At 54.1% G+C, this 22,276-nt stretch carries 22 protein-coding genes; 3 read left to right on the top strand and 19 right to left on the bottom strand.

The window, feature by feature from the left end; genetic code table 11:
* Positions 1-59 precede the first annotated feature (59 nt).
* On the top strand, positions 60-863 hold the full coding sequence (locus tag BM025_RS01140; protein WP_085847314.1) for an NAD(P)-dependent oxidoreductase: 804 nt from the start codon (positions 60-62) through the stop codon (positions 861-863).
* Between the two features lie 147 nt (positions 864-1,010).
* Here the strand turns inward: BM025_RS01140 and folD are convergent, their stop codons facing one another.
* From folD to BM025_RS01230, 18 genes are all read right to left on the bottom strand, one after another.
* Complete coding sequence (gene folD, locus BM025_RS01145; protein WP_085847313.1) at positions 1,011-1,913, bottom strand: bifunctional methylenetetrahydrofolate dehydrogenase/methenyltetrahydrofolate cyclohydrolase FolD; 903 nt, start codon at positions 1,911-1,913, stop codon at positions 1,011-1,013.
* Positions 1,910-2,224, bottom strand: a complete 315-nt coding sequence (locus tag BM025_RS01150; protein ID WP_244515383.1) for a chorismate mutase — start codon at positions 2,222-2,224, stop codon at positions 1,910-1,912. The genes folD and BM025_RS01150 overlap by 4 nt, the downstream gene beginning before the upstream one ends.
* Positions 2,225-2,371: 147 nt before the next feature.
* Positions 2,372-4,294: an ATP-dependent zinc metalloprotease FtsH gene (gene ftsH, locus BM025_RS01155; RefSeq protein WP_085847312.1), complete on the bottom strand. Its 1,923-nt coding sequence runs from the start codon at positions 4,292-4,294 to the stop codon at positions 2,372-2,374.
* 79 nt (positions 4,295-4,373) lie between these two features.
* Positions 4,374-5,657 (bottom strand): tRNA lysidine(34) synthetase TilS, encoded by a 1,284-nt coding sequence (gene tilS / locus BM025_RS01160; RefSeq protein WP_085847311.1) that lies wholly within the window; start codon positions 5,655-5,657, stop codon positions 4,374-4,376.
* Positions 5,658-5,729: 72 nt separating this feature from the next.
* Complete coding sequence (gene ybgF / locus BM025_RS01165; protein WP_244515385.1) at positions 5,730-6,572, bottom strand: tol-pal system protein YbgF; 843 nt, start codon at positions 6,570-6,572, stop codon at positions 5,730-5,732.
* A 29-nt stretch (positions 6,573-6,601) separates the two neighbouring features.
* Positions 6,602-7,150, bottom strand: a complete 549-nt coding sequence (pal, locus tag BM025_RS01170; RefSeq protein ID WP_085847309.1) for a peptidoglycan-associated lipoprotein Pal — start codon at positions 7,148-7,150, stop codon at positions 6,602-6,604.
* 84 nt (positions 7,151-7,234) lie between these two features.
* Positions 7,235-8,587 carry a Tol-Pal system beta propeller repeat protein TolB gene (tolB, locus tag BM025_RS01175; RefSeq protein ID WP_085847308.1) on the bottom strand — a complete coding sequence of 451 codons (1,353 nt, stop codon included), beginning with the start codon at positions 8,585-8,587 and terminating at the stop codon, positions 7,235-7,237.
* Positions 8,584-9,756, bottom strand: coding sequence for a hypothetical protein (locus tag BM025_RS01180; protein WP_085847307.1), 1,173 nt, complete (start codon positions 9,754-9,756; stop codon positions 8,584-8,586). Before BM025_RS01180 ends, tolB begins: the two co-directional genes overlap by 4 nt.
* A gap of 10 nt (positions 9,757-9,766) precedes the next feature.
* Entirely contained in the window at positions 9,767-10,252 is a 486-nt protein-coding gene (gene tolR, locus BM025_RS01185) for a protein TolR (RefSeq protein ID WP_085847306.1), read from the bottom strand.
* A gap of 3 nt (positions 10,253-10,255) precedes the next feature.
* Positions 10,256-10,951 carry a protein TolQ gene (tolQ, locus tag BM025_RS01190; RefSeq protein ID WP_085847305.1) on the bottom strand — a complete coding sequence of 232 codons (696 nt, stop codon included), beginning with the start codon at positions 10,949-10,951 and terminating at the stop codon, positions 10,256-10,258.
* Positions 10,952-11,100: 149 nt separating this feature from the next.
* Positions 11,101-11,490 carry a tol-pal system-associated acyl-CoA thioesterase gene (gene ybgC, locus BM025_RS01195; protein ID WP_085847304.1) on the bottom strand — a complete coding sequence of 130 codons (390 nt, stop codon included), beginning with the start codon at positions 11,488-11,490 and terminating at the stop codon, positions 11,101-11,103.
* A gap of 62 nt (positions 11,491-11,552) precedes the next feature.
* Positions 11,553-12,203 carry a hypothetical protein gene (locus BM025_RS01200; protein ID WP_085847303.1) on the bottom strand — a complete coding sequence of 217 codons (651 nt, stop codon included), beginning with the start codon at positions 12,201-12,203 and terminating at the stop codon, positions 11,553-11,555.
* A 56-nt stretch (positions 12,204-12,259) separates the two neighbouring features.
* The gene (gene ruvB, locus BM025_RS01205) at positions 12,260-13,303 is read right to left on the bottom strand and encodes a Holliday junction branch migration DNA helicase RuvB (protein ID WP_085847302.1); all 1,044 of its coding nucleotides are present in this window, start codon (positions 13,301-13,303) and stop codon (positions 12,260-12,262) included.
* A 3-nt stretch (positions 13,304-13,306) separates the two neighbouring features.
* Positions 13,307-13,993, bottom strand: a complete 687-nt coding sequence (gene ruvA, locus BM025_RS01210) for a Holliday junction branch migration protein RuvA (RefSeq protein WP_085847301.1) — start codon at positions 13,991-13,993, stop codon at positions 13,307-13,309.
* The gene (gene ruvC, locus BM025_RS01215) at positions 13,990-14,559 is read right to left on the bottom strand and encodes a crossover junction endodeoxyribonuclease RuvC (RefSeq protein ID WP_085847300.1); all 570 of its coding nucleotides are present in this window, start codon (positions 14,557-14,559) and stop codon (positions 13,990-13,992) included. The genes ruvA and ruvC overlap by 4 nt, the downstream gene beginning before the upstream one ends.
* A gap of 355 nt (positions 14,560-14,914) precedes the next feature.
* A complete protein-coding gene (locus BM025_RS01220) occupies positions 14,915-15,793 on the bottom strand; it encodes a 50S ribosomal protein L11 methyltransferase (protein WP_085847299.1) in 879 nt (292 codons plus the stop codon).
* Positions 15,794-15,869: 76 nt separating this feature from the next.
* A complete protein-coding gene (gene msrA, locus BM025_RS01225) occupies positions 15,870-16,529 on the bottom strand; it encodes a peptide-methionine (S)-S-oxide reductase MsrA (protein ID WP_085847563.1) in 660 nt (219 codons plus the stop codon).
* Between the two features lie 96 nt (positions 16,530-16,625).
* Positions 16,626-17,867, bottom strand: coding sequence for an MFS transporter (locus tag BM025_RS01230; RefSeq protein ID WP_085847562.1), 1,242 nt, complete (start codon positions 17,865-17,867; stop codon positions 16,626-16,628).
* Positions 17,868-18,072: 205 nt separating this feature from the next.
* Here BM025_RS01230 and BM025_RS01235 point away from each other — a divergent pair, with 205 nt between their 5' ends.
* On the top strand, positions 18,073-19,122 hold the full coding sequence (locus tag BM025_RS01235; protein WP_085847298.1) for a YeeE/YedE family protein: 1,050 nt from the start codon (positions 18,073-18,075) through the stop codon (positions 19,120-19,122).
* A gap of 7 nt (positions 19,123-19,129) precedes the next feature.
* Here BM025_RS01235 and BM025_RS01240 read toward each other — a convergent pair whose 3' ends face one another.
* Positions 19,130-21,325 carry a primosomal protein N' gene (locus tag BM025_RS01240; protein WP_085847561.1) on the bottom strand — a complete coding sequence of 732 codons (2,196 nt, stop codon included), beginning with the start codon at positions 21,323-21,325 and terminating at the stop codon, positions 19,130-19,132.
* A 128-nt stretch (positions 21,326-21,453) separates the two neighbouring features.
* Between BM025_RS01240 and fsa the strand changes: the two genes are divergently transcribed.
* Positions 21,454-22,107: a fructose-6-phosphate aldolase gene (gene fsa, locus BM025_RS01245; protein ID WP_085847297.1), complete on the top strand. Its 654-nt coding sequence runs from the start codon at positions 21,454-21,456 to the stop codon at positions 22,105-22,107.
* Positions 22,108-22,276 lie beyond the last annotated feature (169 nt).

Here is a 22,276-nt window from a genome sequence, read left to right on the forward strand (position 1 = left end):
TTTAGGGCTGTTCACATCTGTGCCCACAGGCCATTCTTGCCCGAAAGGGAGGACATAACATGACAAAAATAGGCTTGGCTGGCGTGGGTCGAATGGGCAGCGGGATGCTGACAAATATGCGCAAGGGCGGGATTGACGCCGTCGGATTTGACATCCGCCCCGCAAGTACTTTTCCAAATCTTCCAGTCAGCAATGACGCGGATAATTTTGCACAAGGGCTCACCACGCTGATCACAGTGGTGCGCGACACAGCGCAAACAGATGAGGTTCTATTCGGCGCGCAAGGGTTTGTAACCCGCGCGACACAGCTTGACACTATCATCGTGTCATCCACCCTATCGCCGAAATATGTGCGCGCGTTGCGTGACCGTATTCCCACGCACATCAACCTGATTGATGCCCCCATGTCAGGGGCCCAAGTTGGTGCGATTGAGGGCACGTTGGCTTTTATGATCGGCGGCGATGATGCGCCCATCACGGCGGCTTGGCCGTTGTTTGAAGCTATGGGAACCAGCCTGCACCGCATGGGGGAATTCGGCGATGGTATTCAAGCCAAGGTGCTCAACAATCTGCTGTGCGCGTCACACACTGTGATGACACGGCTGATTTTGGATTGGGCGACTGAGGCCGATTTGGATCACACAAAACTTCTGGCCTTGGTGGGGAAAGCCACGGGTCAAAACTGGTTTGCCTCACGGTTTGAACAGATCGAATTTGCCCGCCAAGGGTATGAGCCCAGCAACACCATCGCGATCTTGGAAAAAGACGTGGCGGCCGCATTGGACGCAGCCCCTAATGGCGCGTACACGGCATTGCCCGAGCTGTTGAAACAGATGCTGCACGACCTAGAACCGATGCGCTAACCCAAGCGTCAGACCCTGAGTTGCCATACTGATAGCAGACAAAAGGCAGACGCAAAGCAGACCAAAAACAGACGGGGCGCAGACAGGGATTTTCCCCCGTTTGCGCCCCGTTTTTATGCAATGATTTTGGCCGCCTAGATGGGGTGCTTACGCTGTCAAACCTTCGGGTTCTGGAAAGCCATTTGCGCGACAACATGCAGTCACTGTGTTGGCCAAAAGGCAAGCGATGGTCATAGGTCCAACACCGCCGGGAACGGGCGTAATCGCCCCCGCGACTTCGGCGGCTGAGGCATAGTCAACATCCCCCACAAGGCGTGTTTTTCCTTCGCCGCGTTCGGGTGCAGGGATGCGGTTGATGCCCACATCAATCACAACAGCGCCCTTTTTAATCCAGTCGCCTTTAACCATTTCGGCACGCCCTACAGCGGCCACAACAATGTCGGCACCGCGCACTACTTCTTCGATATTTGCAGTGCGAGAATGCGCGATGGTGACGGTGCAACTGTCACGCAACAAAAGCTGTGCCACGGGTTTTCCGACCAAGTTTGACCGACCGATAACGACTGCATTTTTACCTGACAAATTTCCAAGCTGATCCCGCAGCAGCATCAAGCATCCCAGCGGTGTGCAGCTGACCATGGCGCGTTGGCCGCTGGCCAAAAGACCCGCGTTGAGCACATGCAACCCATCGACATCTTTCGCCGGATCGATACGCGCCACGATGTCGCGTTCTGATAGGTGATCGGGCACAGGGAACTGACACAAAATGCCATGCACTGCGGGGTCTGCATTGAGCTGATCGATCAGCGCGTATAGGTCTGCCTCAGACGTGTCGGCTGGCAGTTTGTGCTCGTAAGAATTCATGCCCACTTCGACCGTGGATTTATTCTTGTTGCGCACATAAACTTCGGACGCGGGATCTTGCCCCACAAGGATCACCGCAAGGCCGGGTGTCACGTGATGCACTTCTTTCAAACGGGCCACATGGGATGCGATTTTTCCACGCATTGTGGCAGCAAAGGCTTTTCCATCAATCACTTGAGCTGTCATGCTTGTTCTCCTTGGGACATGGCCTGTTCTTCGCGGGCGATCATGCTTTCAATCATCAAATGCCACATATCTGCGGCGGTTTGAGCATCAAATCCTTCGCGCTCAGCAATGCTGCGTACGTTATCTACGACGGCATTTACACGGGTCTCGATGCGGGCGGGCAAGCCCTCAGCAGGCTTTAATTGGGCAGCGCGGTCCACATGGCGTTGACGCACGGCCAGCAGCCGGATCAAGTCATGATCAAGTTGGTCAATTTGGCCACGCAGTTCGGCCATTGAACCGATGTCTTTAGGATGTTTCAGCGTCATCATATATCCTCTTATGGGCGCTTTAGCACGCGCCAGCTTGCGAGGAAAGGGGGACCAAGGGCGCGGGTCAGCGCATGGGCTTGGACAGGGCGATATGCCAATAAAAAACCGCGCCCAAAGGCGCGGTTTAAACAGTGTGATCAAAGTGAATTACTCTGACGTGTCTGGATCATCTGACTTGGGTGTATCCGCTTTGGGCGCATCCAATTTACGCTTGCGCGTTTTGGGCACGGCCATCACGGAAGGCGCTGCATCGGCGACCTCTTCAGCTTCGTCCACTTGGGGCAATTCGCCCTTCATCACGCGCTTGATTTCATCGCCTGTGAGGGTTTCATATTCCAAAAGACCCTGGGCCAGACGTTCAAATTCCACGTTGTTGTCTTCGAGGATTTTGTAAGCCCGCTCGTAGCCAGCTTGAATGAAATCTTTGACCTCTTGCTCGACCATTTCTTTGGTCGATGCAGACATGGACAAGCCGCTGGTGTTGCCTTGGTAGCCTTCGTGAGCTTCCGCGTAATCGATGTTGCCGACCTTGTCTGACATGCCCCAGCGCAAGATCATCGCACGCGCCAAACCGGACGCTTGTTGGATATCGCCAGCAGGACCGTTGGACACTTGATCAGCACCGTATTTAATGATCTCAGCCGCCTTACCCGCCATCGTCATCGCGATGCGCTGATGGCACTCGTCTTTGAACATGTTCAGACGATCCATTTCAGGCAGGCTCATCACCATCCCCAAAGCAGAACCGCGCGGAATGATTGTGGCTTTGTAAACCGGATCACATTTGGGCAGGGTGATACCAACAATCGCGTGGCCTGCTTCGTGATAGGCTGTCATTTCTTTTTGCTCAGGCGTCATCACCATGGAGCGGCGTTCGGCGCCCATCATGACTTTGTCTTTCGCAGCTTCGAAATCGATCATTGTCACCACATTGCGGCCAATACGTGCGGCCATCAAAGCGGCTTCATTCACAAGGTTGGCCAGATCCGCACCGGAAAAACCGGGGGTGCCGCGCGCGATGATGCGCAGATCAACTGCAGGTCCGAGCGGGATTTTACGCGCATGCACGCCCAAAATTTTCTCACGGCCTTTGATGTCAGGATTTGGCACTGTGACTTGGCGATCAAAACGACCGGGACGCAGCAAAGCAGGATCCAACACGTCACGACGGTTGGTGGCCGCGACGATGATCACGCCCTCATTGGCTTCAAAACCATCCATTTCAACCAGCAATTGGTTGAGCGTTTGTTCGCGTTCGTCATTGCCGCCACCGTAACCAGCGCCACGGGCACGGCCCACGGCGTCAATCTCATCGATGAACACAATACAAGGTGCGTTCTTTTTGGCCTGTTCAAACATGTCGCGCACACGGGAAGCACCGACACCGACAAACATTTCAACGAAATCAGAACCAGAAATGGTAAAGAATGGCACACCAGCCTCGCCCGCAATTGCGCGCGCCAGCAATGTTTTACCAGTCCCGGGAGGGCCAACAAGCAAAGCACCTTTTGGAATTTTACCGCCAAGGCGTGAATACTTTTGTGGGTTGCGCAAGAACTCTACGATTTCTTCGAGCTCTTCTTTTGCCTCATCAATACCAGCGACATCGTCAAAGGTCACGCGTCCAGCTTTTTCGGTCAGCAACTTGGCTTTGGATTTGCCAAATCCCATCGCGCCGCCTTTGCCGCCACCTTGCATGCGGTTCATAAAGAATATCCACACACCGATGATTAAAACAAACGGCAAGAAGGTGATCAGCAGCGATTGAAAGCCGCTTTGTTTTTGCGCTTTGCCTTTAAAGCTCACACCTTGATCAACAAGCTTGGTTGGCAAGTCCGCATCACCGGGGTTGATGGCGTATAATTCTGTGCCATCCGCCATCGTGTAGCTGACTTTTTCTCCGTTGATGTAAACGGATGAGACCGCACCGGCCTCAACATTTCTCATGAATTCGGAATAGTCTCTTTCGTCCGAGGCCATAGAGGATTGATTGCCACCGACAACGTTAAACAACGCCACAACGAGCATCAAAAGTACCAGCCAAAAGGCGAGGTTTCGTGCATTACCCAAGAGAGGTCTCCTCGAAAATTCAGACTCAGCGCAGGGGCGCTAAGCGGTTCACCTTAAAATAGGGATCGGTGGGGTAAGTTCAATGCGATAAAAGGGAAGTATACACCTGACCGCGTGGATGAATCAGTTTTGCATCGGCAAAAATAGGCTCTTGGCCCGCTGGCGTGGCCGGATTGGCCAACGGTGCTGCAAGCAACATATCGCCTAAAAACACCGCAGGCGTAGACTTTAAGCTCTCACGTGGCAAACCGCCATCCGCGCGGGGGCCCAATTTCAGCAGCCCATCTTCGCCCAAAGCGCGCACAATAAGATCTTGCGTTTTGTCGCAGTTAACCTGCCAACGCCCGTCCCAAATCGCGTTTGGAACGCTCACTTTATCCGAAACAGCCGAAAATTCACGACACAAGCGAAAAGTTTCGCCTTGTCCAATCATCCGCACACCATGCAATGTCGCGTCTTTTTTGCGCACCATTGCCGACATAAATTCCTGTAATTTCATCCCACGCGGACCGTAATCTGCCGATGCGATCCATTTCAGCGCATGGGCCACCAAACGACGGTTCACTTCAGGGGCCCCCTCAGCAAAGCGTTTGCGATGCACAATTAGGTCGCCCCTGTCTTCTTCGACACAGTCAATGGCATGATCATGCGTGGCGATATCCAGTGCGGATTGCACTTGTGACAAGTGATCCATCACCCGTCCAACCACGTGAGCATCAATGCCCAAATCTGTGAGCGCCGCCATGGCTTTGCGCGATTTCACCCGATCATAGGCTTCATCATCATTGCTTGGATCATCGATCCACGGTTGGCGCAAATCACGCAAATATTGGCGCAGCTCGAACCGTTCTTGCATCAACAAAGGGCGCACCCATGTGATTCCATCCGATTGCCGCCTGCGCTGCATTCCCGTCAAACCATCGATGCCAGAAGCCCGCGCCAGACGCATAAAAAATGTCTCAGCTTGATCATCAGCGGTGTGGCCCAACGCAATTGTGGTGATATCTTGGGTGGCGGCCCACTGCCCCATAAGATGATAGCGCGCACGGCGGGCCGCATCTTGCAGATTTCCGTCACCAGACCAGCCCGTCCACGTCAATGTTGTGTGTTTTATTTTCAGTTTTTCACAGGTTTCCGCCACGAATTGTGCTTCGCTAGCGGCCTCTGGACGCAAGCCATGATTGACGGTGACCGCGGACACACGCACGCCTTGGTCCACGCCCCAATCCGCCATCAACCGCAAAAGTGCCATGGAATCTCCGCCACCAGACACCGCAACACCAACGTGCTTTGGCTTGTCAAATGTGAACGCTGCGGCAAAGAAATGCTTAAGCATGGCGCTGTGAGATGCTGTTTGGCTCATTGATTTGCTCGGGGCAAAACCGCTAACGCGGCCAACCGCACCCTGCCCCGTGTTTGATTTGAACGATGCCCATTATTGGCAGCCAAGCGTTTGACGTTCTGCGTCTGCTTGAGTGGATTCTTGGGACCCTGGGAAACGACTGCCCACTTCGCCAAGCATCACACACCCCTTGTCCATGTGACCAAGGGCAACCATAGATGAACCGAGACGCAAAAGTGCAGTTGGCGCACGCTCGCCCTCGGATGAGGTGTTGAAGCTGTCCAAATAAGAACGCGCAGCTTCAGAGGTTTGCCCCAGTTTGTTTAGGGCTTCGCCGCGCATAAAATGCGCCTCTGCGGTCAAAAAGCCGCCTGTGTAATTTTGTGCAAAAGCTCCAAAGCCAGAGGCCGCAATGTCATAGGATCCCTCAGAATAGGCCGTCATTGCAGCATCAAAATCGGCTTGTTCGGCTTCAGCCAATTGGCCGCCTTCCATATCGGGTTGGCTGCCGGGGCCAACAACGACAATATCGCTTGCACCGCTTGCCGCCTCAGCCCCCCCCAAAGGTTCAAGTGCCGGCAAATTGCCAACATCGCAGGCAGCTTCCAGATCACAAATGCGGAAGTTCATATCATCAAGCTGTCTGGTGCCATCAGACACGATTTGGTCCAGACGAAACTCAAGTTGTTCGATTTTGGATGTCAGTTTGGTGAGGCTCGCCTCAAACAAATCGACCCGCTCCAATGTCGATGTCCCACCAAACGCCGTGTTCGGCGCGCCAGTGGTCGACAGTTCTCGTTTAAGTTTAACGATCTCAACCGATAAAACCGCCGCTTCTTGGCGTAAATCTGCCAAGGTTTGTGCGTCTTGCGCAAAGAGCGGCGATGCAAAGCCCAAGCCGAAAACCATCGCAGTTGTCATCAAAATGCGTTTCATACCGCCACCCTTTTTCATGTCGTTTTGCCTCAGCTAATGCCTGCACCCGCAGCCAAAACGGTGACTGCGCGGCGGTTTTTTGCATAGCAGACTTCGCTTGAACACACTTCGATGGGGCGCTCTTTGCCGTATGTGATTGGTTTCAATCGCGCTGGATTCACGCCCTGCGAGATCAGATAATCTTGCACAGCTGCGGCACGTCGGCTGCCAAGCGCAAGGTTGTAATCACGGGTGCCCTGTTCGTCCGCGTGGCCTTCGATAATCGCAGTGTAGGCTGGGTTTGCCATAAGCCAACCTGCCTGCTGCGCCAAAAGTCCGCGCGACTCGTCAGTCAAAGTGGACTGATCCACCAAGAACAAGACGCGATCCCCGATTGCTTGGTTGAAATACGCAACCGAGGACGGATCATTGGCCGAGCCAGCAATCATGCCTCCGTTTGCGCCCAAAGCGCCGTTGGCGTTTGTTGAACTGCCAAAACGATCAGGGTTTGTACATGCGGTCAAGGCCAGCGCAGACACCAAAACAAGTGCCGTCAGCTTGCGCGATCCACGCGGTTTGAGTGTAAGTGTCTGTGTCATCCGTCTATCCTTTGCGGAATGTCTTATTGCTCGTTTTACCGAAGTATAGCACCCCCAATGTCCCTTGGGGAGTGCGCAGTCTCACTATTTCAAAAGGGGCGACCAAGCGGGGTCTGATGCGCCTGATGTGGTCGGTATACGGCGCAGGTTTCTGCCTGAAATATCGACAGAATACAGCGCAGCTTGGCCTTCTGCACCTTGCGTTTCTCGGGTGAACATAATCACACGGCCATTGGGTGACCATGTGGGGCCTTCGTCCAAGAACGATGCTGTCAGCAAGCGTTCTTCTGATCCATCTGTGCGCATCACCCCAATGTGGAACCGCCCGTTGGCTTGTTTTGTAAAAGCAACCAAATCACCACGCGGGGACCAAATCGGCGTGCCATAGCGCCCTTGACCAAAGGAAATACGTTTGGCATCGCCCCCTGCCGCGTCCATCACATACAATTGCGGAGTGCCCGAACGATCGCTTTCAAACACAATCTTTGATCCGTCAGGTGAAAAAGACGGTGCGGTTTCAATCGCCGGCGTGTTGGTCAAACGGGCTGCCTGCCCCGATGCGATGTCCATACGGTACAAATCAGTGTTCGCGCCTGTGGATACGGAATAGACAACAGAGCGTCCATCTGGTGAAAAGCGAGGTGCAAACGACATGCTTTCCGTCGGCACAGGCAACTTGCTGCGCGACACAGTGCCCACGTCCAGCATCATGATTTGCGGAAAGCCACTTTCATATGATGTATACAGCACGCGGTCGCCAGTCGGTGAAAACCGTGGGGCCAAAACGATTGAGGCGTCATCGGTCAAATACTGCAAGTTCGCGCCATCATAATCCATAACAGCAAGTCGCTTTTGGCGCGCTTGCTTTGATCCGGTTTCTGATACGAACACCACACGACTGTCGAAATATGCGCCTTCGCCCGTGATGCGGCTGTAAACCTCATCCGCCACTTTATGGGCAATACGGCGCCAACTTTGGGACGTGCCAGCAAGCTGCAATCCAGAGCCAAGCTGCCCATTGGAAAATACATCAAACACGCGAAATTTAACAGACAGGTTGCCTGAGCCATCAACACTGACAGCCCCCGTCACCAGACCTTGCACGTTGATTGCTTTCCAATCAGCGTATTGAACAGGGCTCTCAAAAGATGTCACGTTTGAAATATATGCACTGTCCGGCACTTCGCGAAACAGCCCTGTGCCGACAAGATCCGCTGCAATCACATCAGAAATCTGTTTGGCAAATTCCGCAGCTTGCGCGGTTTCAGCGATGAAATCAGGGACGGCCACGGGAAGCGGTTCAATCACACCTTGTGTGAGTTCCAACTTAAGCGGGCCCGGATCTTGCGCAAACGCAGCAGGCGCAGCGATAAAGCTAAGTGCAGCCAAGGCAGCGCAGCCTGCAAAGCGACGGGCAAAAGTGGTTAGGCGTGTCATTTAAACCTCATGTTTTCGGGGTTAAATAGAATCTCGATATCTTTCCAACTGTCAAATTTTTCAGCTGGAAGCGAATAGCCGTCACGGCCACAACGAATGATCGCGCGGCGCGCTGTTTGAAAGGCTTGCTCGGCAGAGGCAGCGTCGCCCCCCGTCGATCCAAGCAATCTTATGGACCCAGTGATAGGCGTGCCATCTTGGTTCATCGATAGTCCAACAGTCACTTTCGTGCGCTGCGCTTCTGTCGACATAGAGCCCGTGTTCCAACACTGCGATACAGCCACACGCAAAGCGTCTTTTTCGCCTGCACTCATCGGTGGTCCAGCGGGGCGACTTGGAGCGGCGGGTGTATCTGCCGCGGCTTCAGCTGCCAACGCAGCGACTGCATCAGCGGCAGCATCTGCCACGGCGTCTGCAGCTGCATTCGCGGCGGCATCGGCTTTCGCATCCGCAGTGGTATTTGCTGTGGTCTCTGACTTTGCTTTGTCTTCTGCCTGCTGTGCAGCTTGGCGCACAACAGATTGTGGGCGTGCTTTGGGGCGCGGTGAAGATGTCATGCCAGATGGTGTGTCCGCTTCGGTCACGGTCTCAGTCACGGCCTCTTGCGGCGCGGCCGCCGGCACATCAGGCACGACCTCGGCAGTGGCTTCGGCGTCTGGCGACACCTCTGGCGTGGCTTGATCCGCGATATCTGGCGTTTGATCTGGGTTCACCACAGCTTCGGGCGCGATGCGCGGCACAGGGCGCGGCGTCGGTTCTTGGTTAGCGACGTCAGGCAAGCTTGCGCCAGAATCCTCGACAGAAAATTCAGGAGCTGGCGGAACCGGTGCTGTTGGTGCAACAGGCAAAGGCGGGGCTTGATCTGCAGGACTTGGATCAGGCGGCGTTTCGGGTCTGGCCTTTGGTGGCGGCATCCGCTCAGGGGCCGCAAGCGCTGCACTCTCAGTCGAGCTGTCAATTGTGGGTGCAGAAATTTTCGGGGCTTCATTCGCAACATCAGGCGCAGTTTCGACACGGCTGAGCGCTGCGAAATCAGATTCTGAAATCAGCGACACTTCTTGTGATTGCACAGTCTCGGTATCGCGCGGGCTTAGAAAAAAGCCCCCAAACAACACGTATGCCACAAGCCCGAAATGTGCCCCAGCCGAGATATATTGACCCGTATTCACGTGGACCGCCTCAGTTTTCTGTGCTCACAGAAGAGCCATCCAAACGCGGACCGCCCTGCTCTGTCACCAAACCGATATTGCGAAATCCGCCCGCGTTGAGCGCGCCCATGACTTGGACAACCTTTTCATAAGGGATAGATCCGTCAGCGCGCAAAAACACTTTATCGTCCGTGCGCTCAGCTGCGATTGCGCGCAGCTTTGTGACCAACTCGTCTTGGGGTTCTTCGTTGTTCATCAACAACACGCGCCCATCAGCCGTAAGCGTGATCGACAAAGGGTCTTCGCTTTCTTGCGGCAAAGCTGTAGCGGCTGTTTCTGGTAATTCGACAGGCACACCGACGGTCATCATCGGCGCGGCCACCATAAAGATGATCAACAACACCAACATCACGTCAACAAACGGCGTGACGTTGATTTCGCTCATAGCGGCAGATTGCCCACGACGTCGGCCTCTGCGTCCGCCCCCACCTTGGCGTTTTACAACTCCCGCGCCCATGGTTCAGGAATCCAATTCGCGAGACAAGATGGTTGAAAACTCATCAGCAAAGGCCTCATACCCGCCCAACACTCTGTCGCTGTCCGCAGACAATTTATTGTAAAACACAACGGCAGGGATCGCAGCCAAAAGGCCCAAAGCCGTGGCCAAAAGCGCTTCGGCAATACCAGGTGCCACAACAGCTAGGTTTGTGGATTGTGCCAAGGCGATGTCTTCAAAAGCGGTTTTGATACCCCAGACAGTCCCGAACAAACCAATGAACGGACCAGTTGAACCCACGGTGGCCAAAAAAGACAATTGCCCGTTCATCTTTTCCGCTTCTTTGGAAATAGCCACATCCATTGACCGATCAATGCGCGACCCAGCGCCTGCAATCAATCCGCCATCAGCGCGGTGCGAACGACGCCATTCGGTCATGCCCGCAACGAAAACCCGTTCGGGCGCAGTCGCTGGCGCTCCCGCGATTTTGTCAAACAAATCATCAAGTGGCTCACCCGACCAAAAAGCTTGATCAAAGGCTGCAGCCGCGGATTTGGCTTTGCGAAAAGCGATGTGTTTTTGGATGATGATAGACCACGACCAAAAGGACGCGGTGATCAACATCAACATCACCAATTTCACTGTAAAAGTTGCGCGCATAAACAACGCCAACAAGGAGAAATCAATCTCCTGCGCCATTGCGAGGGTTTGTGGTTCCATGATCTGCTCTTTTCCGCCTGTGCCGCTGTTTGCGCGACTTGTTGTTATCCTATGATTTACCCGATGAGCAGGGGTTGCGCCAACACTTAGATGTGAACGATGTGTAATCTACGGGGAAAACGCCCCAAAACCCTGCAGGTTTCGGCCATTTAATGCAGATTTCGGCGAATAGTTGCCGGAAGCCGCGCGGGCTGCCCCGTTTCGTTCAAAGCAACCAATGTCACCTGTGATGTAAACAGCAGTTCTTGGCCGCGCCTGACCACCTGATTGAGCACGATACGCACGCCAGTCATGGAATCGACGACTGTTTCAACGATCAAATCTTCGTCGAATTTGGCAGGCATAAGATAATCGGCTTCGACACGGCGCACGGCGAAAACGATACCCTCGTTCGCTTTCAACGCGACCTGATCAACACCTGTCGCGCGCACCCATTCCGTACGGGCACGCTCGATGAACTTAAAATAGTTGGCGTAATAGACAATGCCCGCGAGGTCCGTGTCCTCGTAGTAGACGTGAACGGGGAACGTGTGAGGCATGGTGTTTCCTTAAGCGCTATTTTCACCAAGGCTATGCGCCGTATGTGACAAGTGCAAGACGCCTAGCCCGCAATAAGACGCGCATAAAGACGCAAAGCATGTGACGCATCGCGCGCAGCAGCGGGCAAAATCGGGTCATATGAAGCACGTAAAACATTCGCCACATCGGGGCGAATGACCGCACCAGCCTCGGTCAGGGCCAGCGGGCTTTCTTGGGTGAACACCTTGTCTGACCACAGCAACAACGCCTGCGCCGCTTGAGACAATGCAATCACATCGGCAGGCACATCATCCATCGCGCCGCCCATGCGCACGAAAGTGAAACAGGCTTTGATCGCGCCGTCGTCATCGAAACGGAATGCGCGGTATTGATGCGCATTGCGGTCGATCAACGTGGCCACACGCGCCTCAAGATCAGGGATCATGTCGCCCATATTGGGCACGTCCAACAATTCGTTCCAGTCCGAGAAAAAGAACATCATCAAATTAGACCCAAGCTCAGGATCGGTTTCGGCAATCTCGGCCCCGGCTATGACAACCGCTGCCTCAATCGCCCCCTTAATGACCGCGAGCGAGTCCTCTTTGACACCAAAGACAACCGGCGCGACAGGGCGCCCCCAACGTGCAAACACATAGTCACCACTGGTGCGGGTAAAGTAGGCTTCAACAGCTTCGGGCGTAAACTGTGGGGTCTCAGTCGATGCGTCAATCATGGGGGTCTCCTTTGCGCCTTTAGATGCGCAATTCGGATGCGATACGCAAGCGTGATCTATTTGCCAAACATATCCGTTTGATCCGGTTTTTGCGGCGGCTGCATGCCCAGATGGTGCCAAGATTTTTGCGTCAACATGCGCCCACGCGGCGTGCGCTGGATCAGGCCTTGTTGCAACAAATACGGCTCAATCACGTCTTCGATCGCATCGCGACTTTCCGACAGTGCTGCCGCAAGAGTTTCAACCCCGACAGGCCCCCCTTGGTAATTTTGCGCGATCAACAAAAGATAGCGCCTATCAGCCCCATCAAGACCAAGATGATCGACACCAAGCCGCGTCAGAGCATTGTCGGCAATGGCATGGGTGATATGCCCGTCCCCTTCCACCACCGCAAAATCCAAAACACGGCGCAAAAGACGCCCCGCGATCCGCGGTGTGCCACGGGCGCGTTTGGCAATTTCATGCGCGCCAGCATCGTCAGCAGGCACACCAAGCATGCGCGCCCCACGGGTGACGATTTCATGCAATTCGTCTGTGGTATAGAATTGCAAACGCGTTGGAATGCCGAAACGATCGCGCAACGGCGTACTGAGCAATCCCATCCGCGTGGTCGCGCCCACAAGCGTAAAGGGCTGCAATTCGATGCGCACAGTCCGCGCGGCAGGCCCCTCGCCGATCACCAAATCCAGTTCAAAATCTTCCATCGCGGGATACAAGATTTCTTCAACCACAGGATTCATGCGGTGGATTTCATCGATGAACAGCACGTCGCGTGCCTCAAGATTGGTGAGGATCGCAGCCAAATCACCCGCACGGGCCAAAACAGGCCCAGATGTCATTTTGAAATTCACCCCAAGCTCGCGTGCCATGATTTGGGCCAGAGTTGTTTTACCCAAACCGGGCGGGCCGTAGAACAGCACGTGATCCATGGTTTCTTCGCGTTTTCGCGCGGATTCGATGAAAATACGCAGGTTTGCGCGCGCTTCTTGTTGCCCGATAAATTCGTCCAGCGTTTGCGGCCGCAATGCGCGGTCTGCATCTTGTGGCTGACGCTCTGGACGCAGGGTCTCGTCGGGTTCAATCGGGTCAAACTCATCCATGGATTAGTCCTTTGGCGCGAGCAATTTAAGGGCAGAACGGATGAGCGTTGATGTCGTCGCATCGGTGTCATCCATCGCAGCATGCGCCACGGCACCTGCTGCATCTGACGGACTATACCCAAGGTTTTGCAAAGCTGACAGGGCTTCAGATTCCGCTGCGACATTGGCTTGGGCTGCTGGCTTTTTCGCCGTTGGTTTGCGCGCAGCTTGCGGTGCTGAGGCTTCAATAATCTCAGCCGCGTCGCTTGCATCCAATGTTTCGGGCAGACTGCCACCCATGGCCATGACTTTGGGGGCCTTGTCTTTCAGTTCCATAATCACACGTTGCGCAGTTTTCGGGCCAACACCCGGTGCCGCTTTGATCGCGTTCCAATCGCCAAGCGCAATGGCGCGCCCTGTGGCTTCTGGTCCGAGTGTGCCCAAAATCGCCATAGCGGCTTTGGCACCGATGCCTTGAACGGACACAAGTAAACGATACCATTCTTTTTCAAACAAGGACGTAAAGCCAAACAATTGCAGGATGTCTTCGCGCACAAGCATATCCGTGTACAGCGCCACAGGTTCGCCCTGACGCGGCATAGACATGCGGGTGCGTTCAGATACGAACACGATATAGCCCACGCCACGCACGTCGATCATCGCGTGATCTGTGCCGATGTAATCCACGATGCCGGTGAGTTTGCCAATCATGCGCTTGCTTTCTTGATAGTGGTTTTTCTATAGGTGGGCGCCTTGGTTGGGATCCGTTTGCTGGCTGCCTTTTGTATGGCGTCGCTCAACCGTGCGCCAGATTGCGCGTGATGAGAATGGCAGATCGCAATAGCGAGCGCATCAACAGCATCGGCCCCCGACAATTTAGCACCAGGCAATTGCAGTTTGATCATATGTTCAACCTGTTGCTTGGCCGCGTGACCGACGCCGACGACGGCTTTTTTCACCGCGTTCGGGGCGTATTCGCCAATGGGCAAGCCAAATTGGGCAGGCACCAACAAGGCCACGGCACGCGCTTGACCAAGTTTAAGCGTGGCAACAGCATCTTTGTTGACAAAGGTTTGCTCGACAGCGGCGCAATCTGGTTGATGCGTATGCACAACATCAGCCAGTTGATCGAAAAGAGACAACAACCGTATTGCCAAATCATCCGAAGCCAAAGAATGGCAAACGCCATTGGCCACATGCGTGATACGCGACCCGCTGACATCAATGACGCCCCAGCCCATATTGCGCAAACCTGGGTCGATCCCGAGTACTCGCATGGTCACCTCTGCTCTTATTATTGCTTTTGTTTAGGACTAGCACGAAACAAGAACATTGCAAACGCCAATGCTACATCAGACCCCAAGACGTGAAAAAACCCGCACTGGAGGATGCGGGTTTCTGCGTGGAAAGATCAGGTCGGCAGTTGGGAAACGCGCCGGAGCCAGATCTGAATGTCTGTGTCTTAGGACAAGACAAATTCTATATGTGCCGCCATTCAAAATGTGCGGGGTCTTTTGTCACCATCAAAGATGAAACAAAACCGATGTAAAACATCAGCAGACCGACAGTGACTTTATTACGGCCAAATATGGCAGAAATGGGGCAAAAGAGGCAAAACCAAGAGGTTTGCCCTTAGTTTGCTGCAATCTTCTCGAGCGTTAGCGTCGACCAGTCAACAATCTGCTCGTGATGCATAAGATTGAACCCATTTCGTGTATAAACCTCAATCACCTCAGCGGCTTGCGGGTTGAGAATACCAGACAGAATCACAGCACCGCCTTCACGTGTGCGCGCGGCAATATCGGGGGCCAGCGCCACAAGCGGACCTTTTAAGATGTTCGCGAACACCAGATCATAGGGCGCATTGGCCTCTAGCTGTTCGTGGTTAAAACCTGCCGCCTCAAGACAGATCACACGGCTTGTCAAATCGTTGGCATCAACATTGCTTTGCGCCACAGCCACCGCAACCTCATCAATGTCGGACGCGTAAGCAGGCGTGTCATTTACCTTTGCAGCAGCCATGGCCAAAACAGCCGTACCGCAGCCAATATCAGCAACATCGGCATAGCTCGCGCCAGAGGTGAGCAAGCGATCAAAGGCGCGCAGACATCCAAGCGTGGTGCCGTGGTGCCCCGTGCCAAAGGCCATCGCGGCCTCAATCAACAATCCGATTTTGTCGTCAGGCAATTTATCGGCATCATGCGAACCATAGACAAAGAACCGCCCCGCTTCGACGGGCGCAAGATCGCGACGCACTTTGGCAACCCAATCGGTGTCTGGCAGCTCAGAGATGATGAAATCCTTGGCGCCATTGGCCGCAGCAATCAACGCAAGCCCGACAACATCAGGCGCCTCAGTAAAATATGCGCCCACTTCCCACAGGCCAGACCCGTCTTCAATTTCAAAAACACCCACGCCAATCGGTTCTGGGATCAAGTTTTCCAAAACGTCGCTGATGGCTTCTGCGGGCAAGCGCCCAGTGGTTTTGGTGAAAGCTGTAAATGTGGGCATGGCGTGGCTCCTAAAACTGTTGCCACGCCATATCCCGATCCTTGTGATGGAGCAAGGATTAGCACGATGCGCGTCGTTATGCGCCTGTCTTTGAACCAAGCCCGATGGGGCAACTCACGCCTGTCCCACCGATCCCGCAGTACCCTTGGGGGTTCTTGGCGAGGTATTGTTGGTGGTAATCTTCTGCGTAGAAAAATTCTGGTGCAGGCAAGATTTCAGTGGTGATCGTGCCATGACCAGCCGACTTTAAACTTTTTTCATAGGCGGTCTGACTGTCTTGAGCGGCCTGCATTTGGGCGCTGGTGGTGGTGTAAATACCTGAGCGATACTGGGTGCCACGATCATTGCCTTGGCGCATACCTTGGGTGGGATCGTGCCCTTCCCAAAAGGTTTTGAGCAGCGCCTCAAAACTTATTTTTGCCGGATCATAAACCACCCGAACCACTTCATTGTGACCGGTTTGACCAGAGCACACTTCTTCGTAGGTTGGGTTTGGTGTGATCCCTGCAGCATATCCGACGCTTGTATTCACAACGTCGTCGAGGGACCAAAAAATCCGTTCAACACCCCAAAAACACCCCATGCCAAACAAGGCAACCTCGTGCCCCTCAGTCACAGGGGCTTTCAACGCACCGCCGTAAACAAAGTGATCTTGCGCTGTTGGGATTGCGGTAGCGCGCCCCTCCAAGGCCGTCTCGGATGTGGGCGGTGTGGTTTTGCTGAAGATCGATAACATTTGCAGATCCTTTTGCTGTGCTTGCATGTGATATAAGGGCGCAATCATTTGGGTCCAAGACCGCCGCCCGCATGTTCACGCAGTTGTGCTCTGGGATCACAGCCTTGACTTGATTGTCCTACGCACGCGCCCCGTTAAAATGGTTTCATAGCCTTTTTCAGGATGACGCGGAATGAGCAACCCCAGCCCGAATGACACACAAGCCATCGCAGCGGCCAAAATGAAAACACCTGAGGGCGATACGATCCACAAATACCCCAAAGCGGCAGGTAAAAACACCGCAGCAATGTGATTGATGGTAAAGGCCACGGCCGCCGTTGGGGCGATATCTTGTGGGTCGGCTATTTTTTGAAAATAGGTTTTCAACGCAAACGCCAAGCCGAACAACATGTGATCTACGACATACAAAACAGAAGCAACAACAACGCCCCAGCCAAGCCAGTACAGACCGCCATAAGCTAAAAATACGATGATCAAACCTGCATATTCCAACAGCAACACGAACCGCTCGCCACGTGCGCTTACAAGACGGCCCATCAGCGGCGCGACAATCATGTTGATGACAAAGTTGATCATGAACAAAGACGTCACTTGGTGCACATCAAAGCCAAACTTTTCGACCATCATAAAGGCTGCAAACACGACGAAAATCTGCCGCCGCGCGCCCGCCATAAATTGCAGCGCGTAATACAACCAATAGCGACGCCGTAAGATGAATTTCTTCAGTTGCGGATTTGGGGATTCGAATTGGGGAAAGGCAATGAGCGCGTAAATTGCAATCACCGCCGTCACCCCGCCCCCAACCATATAGACAAGTGTATAGGACAGATCGAAAGCTTTCCACGTCAACACCAGCACGCCATATGCCAACAAAGACGCCGCCGATCCGGCAGCCATCAGCCAGCCGATCACCTGCGGCGCACGGGCTTTGTCGATCCATTGCAGCTGTAGCGATTGGTTGACTGTCTCATAATAATGAAAGCCGATCGACGACAACATCGTCAAAGTCAAAATTCCGCCAAAAGATGGGAAATACGCGGTCAGCGCCGTCGCCACGCCAAGCAGCAGCAACGCCACCAAACCCAAAATCTGTTCACGCATCAGCATCATCAAAGCGATCACACCCACTGCCAGAAACCCTGGGATTTCACGTACTGTGTGCAGCCAGCCAATTTCGACGCCAGTGAACCCCGCAACTTCAATCACGAAATTATTGAGCAAAGCGCTCCATGTGTTGAATGCAATTGGCATGGCAAACGCCATGAGAAAAAGCAAAAATACGGGGCGACGCCACAGAGCAAACTCAGCGGCTTGGGCAATTGGAATAGGCTGTTTCATGCACAAAGCTTTAGGGGGTCGATCATCAAGTGAAAAGACCAAACCGCCCATTTCCCCTAAGCCACTGAACGGTTTTATTGACCATGCGTCATCTTTGGCTGATGCGCCCTGATATATTCACCCCACAGAATGTATCTGATCCAGATCAAGGCCAAGCACGCCCTGAACCGTCATGTTGTTCAAAACCTGCCACAAGGATCCCTTTATGGATACGCTCGCTCTTGTTGAACGCATCGGAGAAAGCCCCACAGCTGCCCTTTTTGGGCTGATCACGGGGATCATCTTCGGCATATCGGCGCAACGCTCACGCTTTTGCTTGCGTGCGGCGACTGTCGAATTTGCGCGCGGTAAAATGGGGCCGCGGGTGGCCGTGTGGCTTTTGACCTTTTCAACCGCTTTGGTCTGGGTCCAAGGCGCACAAATGTTGGGGCTGTTTCGTGGATCAGACGCACGGATTATGGCCGTCACAGGGTCTTGGTCAGGCGCAATCATCGGCGGGTTGATGTTTGGCACAGGCATGGTTCTGGCGCGAGGCTGCTCTGGTCGATTGTTGGTTTTGGCCTCAACGGGGAACCTTCGCTCTGTGGTGTCTGGGCTCATTTTTGCCGTTGTCGCGCAAATGAGCTTGCACGGTATATTGGCCCCTTGGCGTGACAAGTTAGCGATGCTTTGGATCACCCCAAATGGCGAAAATATCAACCTTTTAACGGCGCTACATCTGCCGCAACAGACAGGCGTGGCGTTAGGGGTTGGTATCGCGGCGCTTGCGCTTTATCTGGCCGCGCGTCACAAAATCGGACCGAAAACATGGATTTTCGCCTCTGGTGTTGGGTTTTCCGTGGCTGTCGGCTGGATGCTGACGTGGTCATTGGCGCAGGTTGCCTTTGATCCCGCGCCCATCACTTCGGCCACGTTTTCGGGACCATCCGCCAACACGTTGATGTTTTTTCTAGACCGCAATGCTGTGTTGGAATTTGACATCGGCTTGGTGCCGGGCGTGGTCTTGGGGGCATTTTTATCGTCGCTTATTGTAGGTGAATTTCGCTGGCAAGCCTTTGACAGCGTGCCCGTGATGCGCAGTGCGATGATCGGCGCGGTGTTGATGGGCTTTGGCGCGATGCTGGCAGGGGGCTGTGCGATCGGGGCCGGCGTCACGGGCGGATCGGTATTTGCCGCGACCGCTTGGCTGGCATTGTTTTGTATGTGGATCGGCGCGATTGCGACCACGCACCTGTTCAATTTACGGCTCAGCTAGCGCAGCCTTACCAAAAGCTTTGCGGATCAATATCAATCTGTAACCGCACGTTTTTGGGCAATCTGACACCCGCAGCCCAACGACTAAGCGCATTTTGTAACGGAGCATTCTTTTCGGCTTTGACCAACAACCGCACACGGTGCTTGCCGCGCACGCGTGCAATCGGGGCTGGCGCGGGTCCAAACACCATCGCCCCAATTTTCTGCAAAGGCATTGTATTGCGCGCAAGATCCCCTGCCGCACGCGTGACATCACCCAAATCCGGCCCAGACAAAATGATGCCCGCCATGCGCCCATAAGGTGGCACGCCCGCCATTTTACGCTCTTCGGCTTCGGTTTTCCAAAAGCCTTCTTCATCACCCGCTAAAATAGCACGAATGACAGGGTGTTCCGGCTGATAGGTTTGCATCAAAGCGGTGCCGCGCTTTTCTGCGCGCCCTGCCCGTCCGGCCACTTGGCGCATCAATTGAAACGTGCGTTCCGCCGCGCGCAAATCTGACCCTTGCAGGCCAAGATCAGCATCAATGACCCCGACCAAAGTGAGGTTAGGAAAGTTGTGCCCTTTCGCAACCAACTGCGTGCCGATCACAATATCCGTGTCGCCATTTGCGATCAGTTTGATTTGCTCTTTTAAAGCCCGCGCAGAGCCAAACAGATCGGATGACAGCACTGCGACTTTCGCATCGGGAAATTTCTCGATCACCTCTTCGGCCAGCCGCTCAACCCCAGGGCCAACGGGGGCCAAGCGCCCTTCGGCTTTGCACGACGGACAGGTTGTGGGCATCTCTTTGGTTTCACCGCATTGGTGACACATCAAGCGTTTCAAAAAGCGGTGTTCAACCATACGCGCATCGCAGTGATCGCACGCAATTTGAAACCCACAAGCCCGACAGATGGTGACCGGCGCATAGCCGCGACGATTGATAAACAGCAAAGACTGCTCGCCGCGCTCAACCCGTTCATTTACCGCAGCCACCAATTGATCCGAAATAAACCGCGTTGCGGGCAGCTTTTCGGTGCGCATGTCCAGCGCTTTCATTTCGGGCATCACGGCGGGGCCATAGCGGCTTTGCAAATCAAGACGTTTGTATTTGCCCGCTTCGACATTGGCCCACGTTTCCAAGCTGGGCGTGGCCGAAGCCAAGACAACCGTGGCCGAACATAACGACGCGCGCAGCACCGACATGTCGCGGGCGTTGTACAGCACACCTTCTTCTTGTTTGTACGACGTGTCGTGTTCTTCATCGACGACGATCAAGCCCAGATTGCGGTAGGGCAAAAACAACGCAGAGCGCGCACCGATCACCATCTGCGCGCCGCCTGATCCGACCATTTTCCACACACGCCGGCGTTCGGTCATGGTCACCCCAGAATGCCATTCTGCGGGTTTCGCGCCAAAGCGTTCTTCGACGCGGTCCAAGAATTCAGAGGTCAAAGCGATCTCAGGTAACAGCACCAAAGCCTGACGCCCTTTGGCCAAACATTCTGCCACGGCCTCAAGATACACTTCGGTTTTGCCCGATCCTGTAACGCCTTTGAGCAAGGTCGTGGAATAGGTTTCAGATGCCACGGCAGCACGCAAAGCAGTGGAAGCCGCAGCCTGATCATCGCTCAAGGTCTTGCCACTGGCATGGGGATCAAGGTGCGGAAATTCCAAATCGCGCGGGCTGTCTTGTTCCAACACAGCACCTGAGGGCACCATGCCTTTAATCACAGCCGTGCCCACGCCCACATGTTCTGCCAATTCTTTCAGCGTGAACGCTAGGTTCGGCGTGTCTTTAAGCGCTGCAATCACGCGTCGTCTGGCATCTGTTTCGCGTGGCATTTCGCCTGTGCCCAGCGTGTAGACTTTGCGCATCGATGGCGGATCGACCAAGCCCGGCGCACGGGTGGCAAGGCGCAGCATCGCAGGCATCGGCGTTAAAGTGTAAGCGCCCACGCGGGCTAAAAATGACATCATGTCGGGCGTCATCGGGGCGACATCTAAGATGTTTGAGATTGCGCGGGCTTTGCTTAAATCAAAACCGCCACGCCCTTTGCCCCAAACACAGCCCAAAACCTTGCGCGGACCAAGCGGCACCTGCACGAAATCGCCAATTTGACAGCCCCCCTCGGGCGCTTTGTAATCCAGCGGACGATCCAGTGGTTCTGTGGTGAGCACTGCAACCAGCGTGCCTTTAGTGAAATGGTGGTCTTGCGTCATAGCCAATTTTAATACGGGGTTTGCGCGCCCCATACCAGAGCCGCTTTTGCACGAAAGCCCCTTTCTCACCCTTTGCGTTTGCGCTATCAAGGCGGCGAACTCTTAGGTGTACAAAAGGACTCTCCGATATGAAATTTTTCGTCGATACAGCCGATGTAGATGCAATCCGCGAGCTTAACGATCTTGGATTTTGCGATGGCGTCACAACAAACCCATCTTTGATTGCGAAATCCGGTCGTGACATTTTGGAAGTCACCAAAGAGATTTGTGACTTGGTTGATGGTCCTGTGTCCGCAGAAGTCGTGGCACTTGATTCCGACACGATGATCGCAGAAGGCCGCAAATTGGCCAAGATCGCAGACAACGTTGTGATCAAATTGCCTTTGACTTTGGACGGCTTGAAAGCCTGTAAAGTTCTGTCTGGCGAAGGTCACAAGATCAACGTCACATTGTGTTTCTCTGCCAACCAAGCGCTTTTGGCCGCAAAAGCTGGCGCGACATACATTTCGCCCTTCATCGGTCGTTTGGATGACATCAACATCGATGGCTTGGACCTGATCGAAGACATCCGCACCATTTACGACAACTACGGGTACGAGACTGAAATCTTGGCGGCATCCATTCGCACCGTAAACCACATTTCAGATTGTGCGAAAATCGGCGCTGACGTTATTACGGCCCCTGCCAACGTCATCAAAGCCATGGCGAACCACGTTTTGACAGACAAAGGCCTTGCTGGCTTTGTAAAAGACATCAAAGCAGCTGGCATCAAAATTCTCTAAAAAATAACCCTCGCAATGAGGATTATGTGCTAAAAAAACGCCCTGCAGCCTTTGTATCTGTGGGGCGTTTGCTGTTTCAGGGCATGTGGCACACGGGTCTCAAATGTGCGTGACCTGATGAAAACTGCCATTTTTCTTGCACAAAACGCCCCAAAGCGTCACATTACAA

It is taken from the genome of Pacificibacter marinus, assembly GCF_900109555.1.
Classification (GTDB): Bacteria; Pseudomonadota; Alphaproteobacteria; order Rhodobacterales; family Rhodobacteraceae; genus Celeribacter; species Celeribacter marinus_C.

Bases quoted from the DNA above. Each gene is read 5' to 3' on its own strand.
- BM025_RS01140 (WP_085847314.1), top strand. From the start codon at position 60: ATGACAAAAATAGGCTTGGCTGGCGTGGGTCGAATGGGCAGCGGGATG.
- folD (WP_085847313.1), bottom strand. From the start codon at position 1,913: ATGACAGCTCAAGTGATTGATGGAAAAGCCTTTGCTGCCACAATGCGT.
- BM025_RS01150 (WP_244515383.1), bottom strand. From the start codon at position 2,224: ATGATGACGCTGAAACATCCTAAAGACATCGGTTCAATGGCCGAACTG.
- tilS (WP_085847311.1), bottom strand. From the start codon at position 5,657: ATGAGCCAAACAGCATCTCACAGCGCCATGCTTAAGCATTTCTTTGCC.
- ybgF (WP_244515385.1), bottom strand. From the start codon at position 6,572: ATGAAACGCATTTTGATGACAACTGCGATGGTTTTCGGCTTGGGCTTT.
- pal (WP_085847309.1), bottom strand. From the start codon at position 7,150: ATGACACAGACACTTACACTCAAACCGCGTGGATCGCGCAAGCTGACG.
- tolB (WP_085847308.1), bottom strand. From the start codon at position 8,587: ATGACACGCCTAACCACTTTTGCCCGTCGCTTTGCAGGCTGCGCTGCC.
- tolR (WP_085847306.1), bottom strand. From the start codon at position 10,252: ATGGGCGCGGGAGTTGTAAAACGCCAAGGTGGGGGCGGACGCAGAGGC.
- tolQ (WP_085847305.1), bottom strand. From the start codon at position 10,951: ATGGAACCACAAACCCTCGCAATGGCGCAGGAGATTGATTTCTCCTTG.
- ybgC (WP_085847304.1), bottom strand. From the start codon at position 11,490: ATGCCTCACACGTTCCCCGTTCACGTCTACTACGAGGACACGGACCTC.
- BM025_RS01200 (WP_085847303.1), bottom strand. From the start codon at position 12,203: ATGATTGACGCATCGACTGAGACCCCACAGTTTACGCCCGAAGCTGTT.
- ruvB (WP_085847302.1), bottom strand. From the start codon at position 13,303: ATGGATGAGTTTGACCCGATTGAACCCGACGAGACCCTGCGTCCAGAG.
- ruvA (WP_085847301.1), bottom strand. From the start codon at position 13,993: ATGATTGGCAAACTCACCGGCATCGTGGATTACATCGGCACAGATCAC.
- ruvC (WP_085847300.1), bottom strand. From the start codon at position 14,559: ATGCGAGTACTCGGGATCGACCCAGGTTTGCGCAATATGGGCTGGGGC.
- BM025_RS01220 (WP_085847299.1), bottom strand. From the start codon at position 15,793: ATGCCCACATTTACAGCTTTCACCAAAACCACTGGGCGCTTGCCCGCA.
- msrA (WP_085847563.1), bottom strand. From the start codon at position 16,529: ATGTTATCGATCTTCAGCAAAACCACACCGCCCACATCCGAGACGGCC.
- BM025_RS01230 (WP_085847562.1), bottom strand. From the start codon at position 17,867: ATGAAACAGCCTATTCCAATTGCCCAAGCCGCTGAGTTTGCTCTGTGG.
- BM025_RS01235 (WP_085847298.1), top strand. From the start codon at position 18,073: ATGGATACGCTCGCTCTTGTTGAACGCATCGGAGAAAGCCCCACAGCT.
- BM025_RS01240 (WP_085847561.1), bottom strand. From the start codon at position 21,325: ATGACGCAAGACCACCATTTCACTAAAGGCACGCTGGTTGCAGTGCTC.
- fsa (WP_085847297.1), top strand. From the start codon at position 21,454: ATGAAATTTTTCGTCGATACAGCCGATGTAGATGCAATCCGCGAGCTT.